The sequence below is a fragment of the Carnobacterium sp. 17-4 genome, from assembly GCF_000195575.1.
GTDB lineage: Bacteria > Bacillota > Bacilli > Lactobacillales > Carnobacteriaceae > Carnobacterium_B.
On record NC_015391.1, the window covers coordinates 849109 to 863931 of the forward strand.

Genomic DNA, 14823 nt, shown 5'->3' on the forward strand with positions numbered 1-14823 from the left:
TATTTTAGCATAAACAGGAGTAAATCTCCTATCAGACCTAAGAATGATTTCTTGCTACAACTAATGAGGTGGAGCAGAGTGTAGATAGCATATAATTCTTTTAGAAAAGTATAGAATTTAGACTTAATTGAAAAAAAGGAAAAGGAAAGGTATGATAAAGCATATGGAAATTTTTTTTTAATGGAGGAAATGAAATGATATTCGAAGAAAAAACACTATCTACTGAGACTGTATATAATGGGAAATTGATTGACTTTGTAGTTGATACTATTGAATTGCCTAATGGAGAAACGGCTACTAGAGAGTTGGTTAAACATCCTGGTGCAGTTGCTATTATGGCATTCACAGATGACAATAAAATGATTTTTGTTAAACAATACCGAAAAGCTGTTGAGCAAGTTCTCTTAGAGATACCTGCTGGGAAAATTGATCTGACAGATGAAAATCCCTTAGAAACAGGAAAAAGAGAATTGGAAGAAGAAACGGGTTTCCAGGCAGAATCATTTGAAATGGAAACCTCTTTTTATACTTCTCCAGGATTTGCAAATGAACTGATTTATATTTATTCTGCTAAGGGACTAAAGAAAGTTGAGAATCCTCTTGCTCAAGATGAAGATGAATTTATTGAACTAGTTTACTTAACGTTTGATGAGGCTTGGGAAGCGTATGAAAAACACTTGATTTACGATGCAAAAACAGTATATGCTCTTATTGCTTGGAAGCTTAAATTAGCCACAACGAAATAGAAAGGATGATTTTTACTACATGAATCCAAAAACTAGAGCAGAAATTAGAAAAGAAAACGAATTAAAAGAAAAAGAACAAAAGAAAAGAGATAAAGAACGCGAAAAAGTAGAGCGAGAATACCAAAAACAATTAGAAAAAGAGGGTATCGTTACAAAGAGCCGAAAAAACGAGAATGAAAAAGTTCGTGACAGAGGGCGCAAACTGAATAAAATTATTCTGGTGGTCGCGATATTACTGGTTATTGTATTGGCAATTGTATTTATTATTTAGATTAGAGAGGAATTAAAGCATGAAAATTGGGATTATCGGTGCTATGCAAGAAGAAGTAACCGTATTAAAAAATAGTATGAGTAATAAGCAGGAGTGGGTAGAGGCGAATGCCTCGTTTGTATCTGGCAAAATTGAACAAGTTGAAGTCATTTTAGTGCAATCCGGCATTGGAAAAGTTAACTCGGCAATTGCTGCAACTCTTTTGCTGTCTAAACACGAAGTAGATGCCATTATCAACACCGGGTCTGCTGGCGGAATTGGAGAAGGACTGTCTGTTGGGGATGTGGTTATTTCAACTGAAATGGCTTATCATGATGTTGATGCAACCATATTTGACTACGTTATCGGACAAGTTCCTCAAATGCCGGCTCGTTACCAAGCAGACCGTTCTCTTGTAGAACAAACTAGTCAAGCAGCCAAAAAAGTTGGTTTGCAAATGGTTCAAGGGTTAATCGTGACAAGTGATTCTTTTGTAGCAGATAAGAAAATTGTGGATCAAATCAAACACCACTTTCCAGATGCATTGGCTTCTGAAATGGAAGGCGCAGCTATTGCACAAGTTTGTTATCAATTTAATAAACCCTTCGTTATTGTAAGAGCTATGTCAGATGTAGCGGATGAAGAAGCGGGAATGAGTTTTGACGAATTTATTATTGATGCAGGTAAAAAATCTGCAGAAATGGTAATGGAGTTATTAAAAAATTTAGCGTAATAAAAAAGGAAGAGACACGGATGTTTGCATCCGTGTCTCTTCCTTTTTTATTTGCGTAAGAAGTGCAAAGAATAACATCAGAGTTGTTTGTATGCTACTTCAGTGTAAACTTCATAGCCTAATTGTTGATACACTCTTTTTGCTCTTACATTATCAGACCAATAATGCAGTTCCAGTTGGGAAATGCCACGTTCTTTTGCAAAGTTATCAGCAAATGCTAAAAGTTCTTTGCTTAGGCCCTTACCTTGGTAAGCAGGCATAATTAAGATGTGGTGTAAGTACAGTCGGGTATACCCATAACGATAAACCGTTTCTGCTATAGCTTCTTCTTCCAACCAAAGATAAGCAGCAATTTGTTCGGATTCTTGTTGATCATCCATCCAAAGAAATACTTGTTGTTTTGGATTTTTAAATATTTCTTGAAAATAGTGTAGAATTGCTTTTTCATCGTATGGTTTGAAAAAATCAGGATACATCTCTTTATGTTTTTCTTGCATGACATGTCCCAGTTTTGCCATTAATTGCGCATCTCTTGTTTCGATAATTTTCATATTAAAGCCTCACTTACATTCTTTTTTCTAAATTAAACACACCTTGATAGTTTATCACGAGAAGGAAGAAAATAAAAATAGTTGATTTTTGAATAGACATATTAAAAATAAAATAAAGTTTGCTATAAAAGCGTAAACATTTTAAAATAAAGATATCATATATAATTATATTAAACTCGTTCATTGGTGGAAGACAAAATTAGTAGGAAAGAGGCTTAAGTGGTGACTATTTTAGAAACAGAGCGTTTACTACTCGTACCTTATCAATTATCCTTTATTGAAGCTACACTAATTGGGGATGATAAATTACAGGAAGTGTCTGGTTATAGTGTTGCACAAGAATGGCCAGGTGTAGAATTTTTCTTTTATCTACCTTATGTGCTTGAAACAGTAAAACAAGACAAAATAAAAGAAAAATGGACCCATTTAGTGATCCTTAAATCTGAACAAAAAATTATTGGAGAAGTCAGTGCACAAGGCAATCCTGAACTGACGGGTGAAGCAGAGTTGGGTTACGGCATAGTAGAGGCCTATGCGGGAAATGGGTATGCGACAGAGGGAGCACAAGCTTTTTTAGACTGGCTTTTAACTGAGGACATCAAAAGTATAAAGGCAAAAACATATTTGTATCATAAAAAGTCACAACATATTTTAAAGAAATTGGGATTTTTAAAAACAGGTGAAGGTTTATTTACTGGAGGAGATAGGGTAGCCTATTATGAATGGCAATCTAATCCAATCGCTTATATGAACAGTAATGAATACGACAAAAAAGCTAAAGGATAGATATTTAGCTTTTTTGTTGTATTCATTAAGAAAATAATTTTTTGAAAAGTGAGGGTTTCTTGCCTTCTTTTTCTGGTGGAGTCATCAAAGGGTATTTAGCGGCTACATCCACTTCAGTTTCATTAACAGCAGTCGATGAGACATAAATCAGCCCAAGTGGACTACGTAGAGCTCCTTCATCAGATACAATCCGAAAAGAACAATTGTATTCTTGACATAACTTGATATAGGGGCTTAGTTTACTCATGTCAATTTGTCCATTCAAGAGCAATTGTTGATTTGAATGAAGCTGAATTTCTTGTTTTAAAGCATCGATATAGTCTCCAGAAATAAGTTGTTCAATAGTCATAGATAAATAGACACGTTCTCTAAGACTGCCAAAATATTTATTTCTTTCATCAGGATTCGTTTTTTTATTTCCATATATGCCTTTTGATAAATAGTCTTGAGTCTCTCTGTCAGACATTTTAAATCCCCCCTTTTTATAGTTATCGTTAATGAATTAAGTTTTTCAAGGTTCTCTTAGATTAAAAAATAGTATATCATGAACCCAAATGAAATAAAACTTTTTGTATTTGATTAAGCTGACAAACAAAAGCTAAAAAGCATTGACCAAAAAATTCTATACAAGCAGTATTATGAGTGAATCACGCCTTTATATTTTAAAGAGGTGATTTAATAAAACACAGGTCTCTTTGAAAAAATTATCTAATTTGATTGTTAATTTGGTAGAATAGAGATAAGAACTGAATTCAAGGAGTGGAAGAATGGATAATGTCACGTTTACCAAAGATGATTTTGAGGTGTTTACTATTGAAGGGCTAGAACCTAGAATGGCAGCCATTCGAAAACAAATCCAACCGAAGTTTCATCTATTAGGACAGAGACTAGCGAAGGAGTTAGCAGCTGAATTGAATAAAGAGAGTCTACCTGTTCATATTGCCCAACATATAAGAAGAACAAAAAATGCTCCAAAAGATACTTGGATGGCGATTGGTGGAAATAGAAGAGGGTATAAAAAATACCCTCATTTTCAATTAGGCTTGTATGGAACGCATCTTTTTATTTGGTTGGCTTTTATTGATAATCCTCTGCATGAAGAAAAAATGGCTCAGAAAATTATAGAGGAACCAACTCTAGTATTTGATGTACCTGATGATTATGTTGTTTCATGGGACCACACAAAAGAACAAGCGATACCTATTCATCAAGCTGAATTACTCAGTGGATTGATGCGATGGAAAACGGTCAAAAAGGGAGAATTTTTAATTGGAAGACAGCTTTGGGCCAATGATCCGATTTTGATGAATCCAGATGCGACCCAAAACTATATACTTGATACGTTTATGCAGTTATTGCCACTGTATCAACAGGCTTACAGTGTACATGAACTACAGGAAAGCAATAGTTAAAAATAAAAAAGGATTCGACGCGATAATTATCGCATTGAATCCTTTTTGGATTAAGCAAATACAATATGCCATTCATTGCGTTTTGCTAAGAAATCTTTTGCTAATTGTTGTGCGCCTTCTAGAGTATGATGAGCTGCCCAACCACATTGAGTTTCGTTACTTGCTGGAACTTCAGTAGCTACTAAAACATCTTCCATTGTTTTTTGTAAAACTTCTAAAATTTCATCATAGTTTTCATGATTGATAACGGTCAGATAAAAACCCGTTTGGCATCCCATAGGACCAAAATCGATAATATAATCTGCGTGGTTGCGAATCAATTCTGCAGTTAAATGCTCTAGTGAATGAACACTCATCATATCCATATGTTCTTTATTTGGTTGTGAAAAACGGACATCATATTTTAAAATTTTATCTCCATTTAACCCTATTTTTTTATCAGCTAATCTAACATAAGGTGCTTTAACTTTTGTATGATCTAAGTTAAAACTTTCCACGTTCATTTTGCTTGTCATAAACAATACACTCCTTATTTGCTTCTAACGCTATTTAATTTCCTATTGATTAGTGTACCACTTTTAGCTTCAGACTAAAAATATTTATTTTTCAGTAAAGAGTCCAAAAAAAAAACGCTGTATGAAAGTCTCAGCGTTTATCGTTATTATCATTATCTTTTTTCTCATTAAATTTACGGACAATAAATTCATAGTTTATAAGGGCATTAAAATCATCTTGAAAATGAATCACTATTTTGGACTTGTTGCTCTTTAATTTGACGGCAGGGCCAGTAACTTCAACTACAGTATGGTTGGACACGATGTACACTCCTTTTAGTTAAATGAGATGAGGGTAAATGACTTTTTTTAATAAAGTATATTTGGATAAAGAGAATAATTGCTATTTATTAATCAATAAAGTTTACCATAAAATTATAGGAATTAAAATATACTTGAACTGCTTTTTTGAAATTCTCATCAAATTCATAGAAAACTTGATAATCAGCCATTGGAAACGGTTGTTAATTTAGAAAAAATCGCCTAATTTTCGAAAAATAGAACAAAAAAAGAACCAACGGAATGGCTAGAGCAATTCCGTTGGTTCTTAATAAAATTAGTTATTAACGAGAGTAGTACTCAACGATGATTGTTTCATCGATTTCAGCAGATAATTCATCTCTTAATGGTAAACGGTTGTATGAACCTTCTAATTTTTCAACATCGAAAGTTACATAATCAGGACGGCCGAATAATGCTTCAGCAGCTGATTTAATAATATCCATGTTTTTAGATTTTTCACGTACAGTGATAACTTGTCCAACTGAAACGCTGTATGATGGAATATCAACGCGTTTGCCATCAACAAGAATGTGGCCGTGGTTTACTAATTGACGTGCTTGACGACGAGTAGTAGCTAAACCTAAACGGTAAACAACATTATCTAAACGTTGTTCTAAAAGGATCATGAAGTTTTCACCATGTTTACCTTCTTTGATTTTACCAGCTTTTAAGAATAAGTTACTAAATTGACGTTCGTTCATGCCAAACATGTGACGCAATTTTTGTTTTTCTTGTAATTGAAGACCGTATTCTGTTAATTTTTTACGGCTGTTTGGACCATGAGGACCTGGAGCGTAAGGACGGCGTTCGATTTCTTTACCTGTGCCAGAAAGTGAAATGCCTAGACGACGAGAAACTTTCCAACTTGGACCTGTATAACGTGACATAATGTAATTCCTCCAATAAATGTTTTTTTTGGAGTAAAATAATAAGTTGAAGTTCAGTATTTCGTGCAGTCCATTTTTCAATCTTCACCTTTGCAGCCATAGGTTACGCAATTGCACCATTACTGGCAATGAACTGTTGACGTGAATACCACTATCACGCTGCATTATTTTACACAAACGCAATTATACGCTATATATCATTAGGAAGTCAAGCCGTTCTATTATATAATCGAAGGATCTAAAAGAATTTGAACAAATTCTTCTAAATATTTTTGATCGATTTCATCAAACCGGCTAGTAATGGGAGCATCGATATCTAAAACACCAATCACATGACCTTCTTTGATTAAAGGCACAACAATTTCAGATTGGCTTGCTGCATCACAAGCTATATGTCCAGGGAATTGATTAACATCTTCAACGAAAATGCTCTCTTTTTTAGCAAATGCTGTTCCGCAAACTCCTTTGCCATTTTGTATTCTTATACAAGCTACTTTACCTTGGAAGGGCCCTAAGACCAATTCGTCAGAAGTTGGTTCATATAAATAAAATCCCGCCCAGTTGATAGTAGGTAAGTTCTCAAATAATAGAGCTGCTGCATTACTTAAATTTGCAATGAAATTAGTTTCATCACCGATTACAGCACTAAGTTGTTTGTTTGTTAATGAATAAGCAGATTCTTTTGTCATATAAGCACTCCTTAAAGTTTTCACAACGGCATTTAGTAAAATGATTATTTTCCTAGATTGAGGTGTGAGAATATTTTCTTCTATGTTATAATATACAATAGGTGTTTTTATAAGTAAATCCTTTATAAAAATTAGACATACCATTACATTCCTACATAGAATGAAAGAACTATTTTTGTGAAATAAAAATGAACTTAGCAGTAATCCAATCGGAGGTTTTAAAATGAAAATAGAAACAGTTTTAATGGTTATCATTGTATTAGCCCTTGTAACTTATATAACCAGTTATATTATGAAAAAAAAGCATTACAAAACAATTAATAAGTTGGAACAAGAAAAATTTAATTTAATAGATACACCAGTATCAGAAACTATTCAAAGTGTTAAGGATCTCTCTTTGACTGGACAGACAAAGAAAAATTTTGAGCAGTGGAAAGAAAAATGGAAGCAATTGGAGATGACGGCGTTTCCTGATATAGAAAATCTATTATTTGATGCTGAACAGGCAACAGACCGTTTACGATTAATCAAAGCTAGCCAAGCTGAACAGAAAAGCAGCGAGCTGATGAACAGCACAAAACAGAGCATTAAGGAAATCCAATTAGCGTTAAATGAATTATTAAAAGGTGAAGAAAAAAATAATCAAGCTATTAAAAAAGTTCAAGAGATGTATCAAAGCATTCGTAAAAAATTATTAACACAAAGTTTTTCTTTTGGCCCAGCACTTGATAGATTAGAAAAAAAACTTACCTTTTTGGAATTAAGTTTTGCTGATTTTTCTGACTTAACGGTTTCTGGAGACCACATTGAGGCTGAAGAAGTATTGAAAAAGCTTAGCCATGAAACAAAAGAGTTAAATGATGCAGTCACGACTATTCCTAGTTTAGTTAAAGAAATTAGTACAGAATTTCCGGCTCAAGTTCAAGAATTAAAAGAAGGGTATCATGAATTAAAAGATGTGCAGCATTTTGTCTTTTTAGAGGATACAATAGCCACCGACATTGCGGATATTGAAAAAGATATCAAACAAGGTGAAAAATTACTTAAACAATGTGAACCAGAAGAGGTCAAAAAGCTGAATGTGATGATTGAAGAAAAAATCAACCACATCTATGATGTTATGGAAGCTGAATTAAATGCTAAAGAAACAGTAGAAAAAGAGTATACTATTTTGGCTGAATTTATTGGGTTTGTGAATAAAAGAAATCAACAACTAATGATTGAGATTGATCGCGTATCACAAAGTTATAAATTAGACGATGCTGTTTTAGAACAAACAAAAAAAATGCAAGAAAAAATCGATGAAATTAAACTGGATTTTGAAACATTTAAAAGTGGAATTGAGAAAAATCAAGCTGTCTATACAGTCGTTGAGGAAACATACGCTGCAGATGGAGAAAAGTTAACTCACATTGAAGAAGAGCAAGAAAAATTGATCACTCAATTAGCTGACTTACGTAAAGAAGAAACCGAAGTAAAAGAAAAAATTGATGACTTTGAGTTTAATATGCGTGGCATTAAACGATATATTGAAAAGCAACACTTACCTGGGTTACCTGAAGAATATTTAGATTTATTTTTTGTCACAACAGAGCGGATTGAAAAATTAGCCAAAGAATTAAATAAATTGAAAATCGATATGACAGAAATAAAAAAAATGTGTGAACTATGTGAAGATGATGTTGAATTACTTATCGATAAAACCGAAGAAATCGTAGATAGTGCATTACTGACAGAATACATGATGCAGTATGCGAATCGGTACCGAAATGAGCATCCTGAAATTGGAGAAGCTATTTTGGAAAGCAATGATTTGTTTAATAAAGAATTTCAATACAAAGACGCGCTTGAAGTTGTCTCTACAGCACTAGAAGTTGTAGAACCTGGTGCATTCAAAAAAGTTGAGAACCAGTATTATGAAGAAAAAAGTCAAAGTGCTAAATAGATAAAAAACTGAACCGATTAAGAAAGAGTCAACAGAGTGGTGATTAGCGCTGCTCTGTTTTGTTTTGTTAAAAAATGAGACGTCTTGTATTCGGAAAAGTTTTTGTTATAATAGTAAAGAATTTTCACTTGAGGAATAATTTAAAAGAAAGTGTGACAATAAAATGATTTATTTTGATAATAGCGCAACAACAAGAATGGATAAAAATGTTTTACAAACCTATGAGAAGGTAAGCCAAACCATCAATGGAAATCCTTCCAGTTTACACCTATTAGGCAACCATGCGGATGGACTGCTTCAGCAATCTAGAAAACAAATAGCTGATTTAATGCAAGTTTTGCCTGAAGAGATTTATTTTACTAGTGGTGGAACAGAAGGAGATAACTGGGCTATAAAAGGAACAGCCATTGAAAAACGACAATTCGGCAAACATGTGATTACGACAGCTGTGGAACATCCAGCAGTCAAGGAATCCGTTGATCAGTTGAAAATGTTGGGATTTGATGTAACTATTTTACCAGTTGATCAGAGTGGAAGAGTTTCCGTTTCTGATTTGAAAGAAGCATTAAGATCGGATACTATTCTAGTGTCGATAATGGTTGTAAATAACGAAGTGGGAAGTATTCAGCCAATTGCAGAGATTGGGGAAGTGCTAAAAGATTACCCAACAGTTCATTTTCATGTGGACGCAGTACAAGCGATTGGGAAAGTCCCACTATTATTAGGTAAAGAGTCAAGGATTGATTTGGCCACTTTTTCTGCTCATAAATTTCACGGTCCTAAGGGTATGGGGTTTATGTATATAAAAAAAGGGAAAAAAATTGCGCCACTTTTAAATGGTGGTGGACAGGAATCTGGCAAACGTAGTGGTACAGAAAATGTAGCTGGCGCAGCATCTATGGCTAAAGCTTTACGCCTTGTACTTGAAAAAGCAGAAGAGAAACAAAAGGATCAAAGAGAGATAAAAAAATACTTGGTTCAGCAATTAGAAGGGTATAATAAAGTTTCGATTTTTTCTCAAAAAGAAGGGGCCCCTCATATTTTATGTTTTGCTTTAAAAGGCATTCGTGGAGAAGTTATGGTTCATGCTTTTGAAAAAAAAGACATTTATATTTCAACAACTAGTGCTTGCTCTAGCCGAAGTGGAGTAGGTTCTAGCACGTTGGAAGCTATGCATGTCCCTGAAAATTTAGCCACAAGTGCAGTGCGTATCAGTTTGACCGATACCAATAAGTTAGCAGAAGCAAAAATTTTTATGGGCGAATTTGATCAACTATATCAACAATTTAAAGACATTAAATAAACTTAAGGGAATAAAGAGAGGAAGTTAGCAACACATGCAATACGATGAAGTAATGATCCGTTATGGTGAACTATCAACTAAAGGTAAAAATAAACGCATTTTTATCAGCAAATTGGCTCAAAATGTAAAATTTGCTTTGCAGGATTTTGAAGAATTAAAAGTACATGGAGAGCGTGATCGTATGCATCTAGAATTAAATGGTGCAGATAGTGATGCAGTATTGAAAAGATTAGAATCCATTTTTGGTATTCAAAATTATTCTCCGGTTAGACGTTTGGAACGAGATATTGAATTGTTGAAAAAAGTTGCAGTCGACATGGTCAAAGAGCTGTATACAGAAGGTAAAACATTTAAAGTCATGACTAGACGTTCTGATCATGACTATGAATTAGATACAAACGATATGAATCAATTGTTGGGAGCAGAAATTTTCAGCAAAGTTGAAGGCATAAAAGTTCAAATGAAAAAACCAGATATTACATTACGAGTTGAAATTCGTAATGAAGGATTCTTTCTATCCAGCAAGACGGTTATGGGGGCAGGTGGACTGCCTGTAGGGGCAAGTGGTAAAGGCATGCTGATGTTATCTGGTGGAATCGACTCACCTGTAGCGGGTTATTTAACTATGAAACGTGGTGTTAATGTAGAAGCTGTTCATTTCCACAGCCCTCCATACACAAGCCCACGGGCCCTTCAAAAAGCGAAAGATTTAGCTGCTAAATTAGCTGCTTTCTCAGGCAGCGTTCAATTTATTGAAGTTCCTTTTACCGAAATTCAAGAAGAAATAAAAAAAATTGTTCCAGAAGGTTATTTAATGACTGTTACACGAAGAATGATGATGAGATTGACTGATCTTATCCGCGAAGAACGCAAAGGATTAGCGATCGTTAATGGTGAGTCATTAGGACAAGTAGCTTCGCAAACGTTGCATAGTATGATTGCGATTAATGATGTAACTGCGACGCCGGTCATACGACCAGTTGTTTCAATGGATAAAAATGAAATTATTGAGATTGCTCAAAAAATAGATACATTCGAGTTGTCCATCCAACCATTTGAAGATTGCTGTACGATTTTTGCTCCTCCAGCACCTAAAACGCAACCTAAACTAGAAAAAGCTCGTAAATATGAAGAGCGACTTGATGTTGAAGGACTAATCGAAAGAGCGATGAACGGTTTGGTGATTACTAAAATTACTGTTGGTGACACATTAGAAGCACAACAAAAAGCTGATTTTTCAAGTTTATTATAATTAAATGCAATGTTGAAAAAAGCTAGACATGTATTTTATGTTTAGCTTTTTTCTATCTTTCTACTTACTGTAATTTAATACTGCTAAATAAAACTTAAGTAGGTATAATAAAAATAGCGAATACGATAGGAGGATGTCAAAGTGAAGTTATGGAAAAATGGTCTTTTTTTTACAATGGAAAAAGAAGACGAAACGATATCTGCAGTCCTTACTGATGGTGAAACCATTTTGGCTGTAGGCGAAGAAGAAGAGTTGAAAAAAAAGTATGGCAACAAAATAAGCGAAGAAATCGATTTAAATGGAGAAACGATATTTCCGGGTTTTGTAGATAGTCATTTACATTTACTGTGGTATGGAATGAGTTTGGCCCGCTTGAATTTAAATCAATTTAAAAGTAAAAAAACAAGTTTAGAACAAATCAGAAAAAAAGTTGAGCATCTAGAGCTAGATGAATGGCTTTTTGTTGAGGGGTACAATGAAAATGAATGGGAAGATGATCCAACACCCCTTACAAAAATGGACCTGGATGCCATTTCAACATCGCATCCCTTATTGGTTCGCAGAATTGATTACCATAATGTTGTTATCAATACACCTTTAATCAATCAGCTACAACTCAAAGATGGTCAGATGTATGATGGTGGTGGCGAAATTCAGTTAGATCAAGAAGGAAAATTAACAGGGATTTTAAAAGATGAAGCAACGAATTTAGCTATAAATGCTTTTCCTGAGACGACTCCTTTAGAGCAAGAAGAATACTTAGCCCTAGCGATTGAAGATTTATGGTCAAAAGGAATCACTGGGGGTCATTCGGAGGATCTACATTATTTTAACGGATTTGAAGGAACCTTAAAGACGTTTCATACGGTTATTGAAGAAAAAAGAAAAGCCTTTCGAGTGCATCTCTTGATTCACCATGAGGAATTAAATGCCTACAATCGTTCAAATGAAATTTATCTGGATGGCAATCCTTATATAGAACTAGGTGCAATGAAAATCTTTTATGACGGAACAGTAGGATCTCGAACAGCTTTAATGAGTTACCCGTATCCTGGCACTACTAATTATGGCCTACAAGTTCAAACAGATGAAGTTTTTATAGCCCTTATCAAGGCTGCACGTAAAGCTAAACTTCCAGTAGCTATCCATATTTTAGGAGATAGAGCATTTGAAAAAGTAATTGAAACGTTATATCAATTTCCACCGCTTCCTGGACAACTTGATCGAATGATCCATACACCTTGGTTAAACGCTGAATTATTAAAAAAGGCTAAAAAATTACCTTTGATTTTTGATTTACAGCCGCAATTTATGAGCAGTGATCTGCCGTGGGCACTGGATGTTTTAGGTAGAAATCATCCTCCTCTAGCCTTTGCATGGAAGACTATAAAAGATGCCGGGTTTCCAATTGCAGGAGGTAGTGACGCTCCAGTTGAAATACCCAATCCTTTTTATGGTATACATGCGGCTGTTACTAGAACGAAAAGAGACGAAAAAAATAAAAAGCGTTATTTTACGGAAGAAGAGCTTTCTGTATTTGAAGCTGTATCGCTTTATACAACAGGAAGTGCCATTGCAGGTTATAAAGAGAATTCTAGAGGGAAAATAAAACCTGGTTATATCAGTGATTTTACAATTTTAAAACAAAATCCTTTTTTAGTAGAAAAAGATGCTTTGAATGAACTAGTCGTTTCGAAAACAGTTGTAGGTGGAAACGTTGTTTTTTCGACAAACGATTAATGCTTAAGAGATCTATAAAGAAAGAAGATGAACGGAAACGTCAGTCTTCTTTTTTGTTCAATATAATTGTGATTAACATCACAATTATATTGAGTTAATATTTGAAAGATGTTATGATAATGAAGAAAATTAAAGGACAGGAGGCAGGATAAATGGAAATAACGACTAAAATACATCAAATTCCAAATGCAACAGCTCAAAGGCTACCTATCTATTATCGCTCATTAAAAAAATTGAATGAAACAGGGGTAGAGCGCATAAAATCAAAAGAATTGAGTCAACTGACACAAATTCCTTCAGCGACGATTCGTCGAGACTTTTCTCATTTTGGTGAATTAGGAAGAAGCGGATACGGTTATGAGGTCGTTTATGTAACTGAAGTATTTCGTGAATTATTAAATGTGAATAATATCATTAACGTAGTGCTTATTGGAGTAGGGAATTTAGGGACAGCCATTTTAACTAATAATTTTAAGAAAGAAAAAAATATTACAATCAAGTGTGCTTTTGACATTCAATCGCCTTATTTAGGGAAAGAAATATCAGGTGTACCAATTTTTCCTATGGAACAAATGAAAGAACTCGTTAAAAAAGAACAAATTCATACAGCCATTTGTGCTGTACCTAGTGAAGTGTCGCAAGAAGTAATAGATGATCTAATTGACGCCGGTATCACTTCTATTTTAAATTTTGCCCCTGGAAGAATAAAAGTACCGGATACTATTCAAATGAAATATATCGATTTCTCTAGTGAAATTTTTACAATGGTCTATCAAAATGAAGCACTATATCCTGGGAATCCACCTGGAAAAAATGATTGAGATAAATATGCTGTCAGATAAGTTGGATGACGATAGAATCTGATTATTTGTACGGAAATATTGCTTTAAAAAATGATTATTCGTATACTGTTCTAAGATAAGTCTTAGAATAGGAGTGTTTAATATGGAAATTACTAGAAAAGGTACGCCACATAAACTAAGAGGTATTCAAACAAAGGTTGGAGATAAAGCGCCTGAATTTAATATTAAAAACTTAGCGGATGAAACAGTTGGATTAAGCGAATTTTCGGGGAAAGTTGTTTTAATCAGTGTCATTCCAGATATTGATACGCGAGTATGTGCTTTACAAGCAAAAGGATTCAATAAAATCGCCAGCGAATTAGAGGGTGTACAATTGATCACTATTTCGAATAACACCAAAGAAGAACAAGCTGAATGGTGTGCTGGAAAAGACATTTCAATGGAAATGTTGCATGATAGTGAATTAAATTTTGGTAACGCGTATGGTTTAGTAATGGAAGATCTTGAGCGATTAGCACGCTCAGTATTTGTTGTTAATCCAAGAGGTGAAATCACGTATCAAGAAATCGTTCCTGAAATGTCTAGTGAGCCTGACTATGATAAAGCAATCAAAGCAGCTAGAGCAGCACGTTGATGAAATCCATAAGGCGTATTGAAAAATAACTTTTTTAATGCTACTATGTAAAAATAAAAGGCAATGAACAAGAAGAGTAATTTTACTTGCTGACTGATAGAGAAAAGAACGAATGCTGGGAGTTCTTAGTCGTGGTAAAATGAAGGTAGCTTGGGAGCTGACAAGGTGAACATACAGTAACTTTGTTCGGAGTAACGATCCGTTAAAATTGGAACTAAGAGGTGTACTTTTGAAATTAGTAAAGTACGCAATATAG

Annotated in this window: 17 protein-coding genes and 1 other annotated feature (1 of these 18 only partly in view); of the genes, 11 read left to right on the forward strand and 6 right to left on the reverse strand. The window is 34.2% G+C overall.

Annotated elements, in window-relative coordinates:
• The first annotated feature begins 194 nt into the window (after positions 1-194).
• The 3 genes from CAR_RS04130 to CAR_RS04140 are packed head-to-tail and all read left to right on the forward strand — an operon-like array spanning position 195 to position 1729.
• Positions 195-746, forward strand: a complete 552-nt coding sequence (locus CAR_RS04130; RefSeq protein WP_013710456.1) for an NUDIX hydrolase — start codon at positions 195-197, stop codon at positions 744-746.
• Between the two features lie 19 nt (positions 747-765).
• On the forward strand, positions 766-1017 hold the full coding sequence (gene macP, locus CAR_RS04135) for a cell wall synthase accessory phosphoprotein MacP (protein ID WP_013710457.1): 252 nt from the start codon (positions 766-768) through the stop codon (positions 1015-1017).
• Between the two features lie 19 nt (positions 1018-1036).
• Positions 1037-1729 (forward strand): 5'-methylthioadenosine/adenosylhomocysteine nucleosidase, encoded by a 693-nt coding sequence (locus CAR_RS04140; RefSeq protein WP_013710458.1) that lies wholly within the window; start codon positions 1037-1039, stop codon positions 1727-1729.
• Positions 1730-1806: 77 nt separating this feature from the next.
• Here CAR_RS04140 and CAR_RS04145 read toward each other — a convergent pair whose 3' ends face one another.
• Positions 1807-2280 (reverse strand): GNAT family N-acetyltransferase, encoded by a 474-nt coding sequence (locus CAR_RS04145; protein ID WP_013710459.1) that lies wholly within the window; start codon positions 2278-2280, stop codon positions 1807-1809.
• 222 nt (positions 2281-2502) lie between these two features.
• Here CAR_RS04145 and CAR_RS04150 point away from each other — a divergent pair, with 222 nt between their 5' ends.
• Positions 2503-3066 (forward strand): GNAT family N-acetyltransferase, encoded by a 564-nt coding sequence (locus CAR_RS04150; RefSeq protein ID WP_238526709.1) that lies wholly within the window; start codon positions 2503-2505, stop codon positions 3064-3066.
• A gap of 25 nt (positions 3067-3091) precedes the next feature.
• On the opposite strand, the gene CAR_RS04155 is transcribed toward CAR_RS04150, so the two are convergent.
• Positions 3092-3532 (reverse strand): YueI family protein, encoded by a 441-nt coding sequence (locus CAR_RS04155; RefSeq protein WP_013710461.1) that lies wholly within the window; start codon positions 3530-3532, stop codon positions 3092-3094.
• Between the two features lie 301 nt (positions 3533-3833).
• On the opposite strand from CAR_RS04155, the gene CAR_RS04160 reads away from it, so the two are divergent.
• Complete coding sequence (locus CAR_RS04160; RefSeq protein WP_013710462.1) at positions 3834-4478, forward strand: YktB family protein; 645 nt, start codon at positions 3834-3836, stop codon at positions 4476-4478.
• A 50-nt stretch (positions 4479-4528) separates the two neighbouring features.
• On the opposite strand, the gene CAR_RS04165 is transcribed toward CAR_RS04160, so the two are convergent.
• From CAR_RS04165 to CAR_RS04175, 4 genes are all read right to left on the reverse strand, one after another.
• The gene (locus CAR_RS04165) at positions 4529-4993 is read right to left on the reverse strand and encodes an S-ribosylhomocysteine lyase (protein ID WP_013710463.1); all 465 of its coding nucleotides are present in this window, start codon (positions 4991-4993) and stop codon (positions 4529-4531) included.
• Between the two features lie 130 nt (positions 4994-5123).
• Positions 5124-5294, reverse strand: coding sequence for a hypothetical protein (locus CAR_RS13135; protein ID WP_156097349.1), 171 nt, complete (start codon positions 5292-5294; stop codon positions 5124-5126).
• A gap of 301 nt (positions 5295-5595) precedes the next feature.
• The gene (gene rpsD, locus CAR_RS04170; RefSeq protein WP_013710464.1) at positions 5596-6201 is read right to left on the reverse strand and encodes a 30S ribosomal protein S4; all 606 of its coding nucleotides are present in this window, start codon (positions 6199-6201) and stop codon (positions 5596-5598) included.
• Positions 6202-6422: 221 nt separating this feature from the next.
• Positions 6423-6890, reverse strand: a complete 468-nt coding sequence (locus CAR_RS04175; RefSeq protein ID WP_013710465.1) for a GAF domain-containing protein — start codon at positions 6888-6890, stop codon at positions 6423-6425.
• A 223-nt stretch (positions 6891-7113) separates the two neighbouring features.
• Between CAR_RS04175 and CAR_RS04180 the strand changes: the two genes are divergently transcribed.
• The 6 genes from CAR_RS04180 (at position 7114) to tpx (ending at position 14567) form a co-directional block, all read left to right on the forward strand.
• Positions 7114-8835, forward strand: a complete 1722-nt coding sequence (locus CAR_RS04180; RefSeq protein WP_013710466.1) for a septation ring formation regulator EzrA — start codon at positions 7114-7116, stop codon at positions 8833-8835.
• Positions 8836-8998: 163 nt separating this feature from the next.
• Positions 8999-10138: a cysteine desulfurase family protein gene (locus CAR_RS04185; protein ID WP_013710467.1), complete on the forward strand. Its 1140-nt coding sequence runs from the start codon at positions 8999-9001 to the stop codon at positions 10136-10138.
• A 34-nt stretch (positions 10139-10172) separates the two neighbouring features.
• Positions 10173-11390 (forward strand): tRNA uracil 4-sulfurtransferase ThiI, encoded by a 1218-nt coding sequence (gene thiI / locus CAR_RS04190; protein WP_013710468.1) that lies wholly within the window; start codon positions 10173-10175, stop codon positions 11388-11390.
• A 141-nt stretch (positions 11391-11531) separates the two neighbouring features.
• Complete coding sequence (locus tag CAR_RS04195; RefSeq protein WP_013710469.1) at positions 11532-13130, forward strand: amidohydrolase; 1599 nt, start codon at positions 11532-11534, stop codon at positions 13128-13130.
• 152 nt (positions 13131-13282) lie between these two features.
• On the forward strand, positions 13283-13951 hold the full coding sequence (locus CAR_RS04200) for a redox-sensing transcriptional repressor Rex (RefSeq protein ID WP_013710470.1): 669 nt from the start codon (positions 13283-13285) through the stop codon (positions 13949-13951).
• Between the two features lie 124 nt (positions 13952-14075).
• Entirely contained in the window at positions 14076-14567 is a 492-nt protein-coding gene (gene tpx, locus CAR_RS04205) for a thiol peroxidase (RefSeq protein WP_013710471.1), read from the forward strand.
• A gap of 54 nt (positions 14568-14621) precedes the next feature.
• Positions 14622-14823, forward strand: a binding site (T-box leader) (it continues 34 nt past the right edge of the window).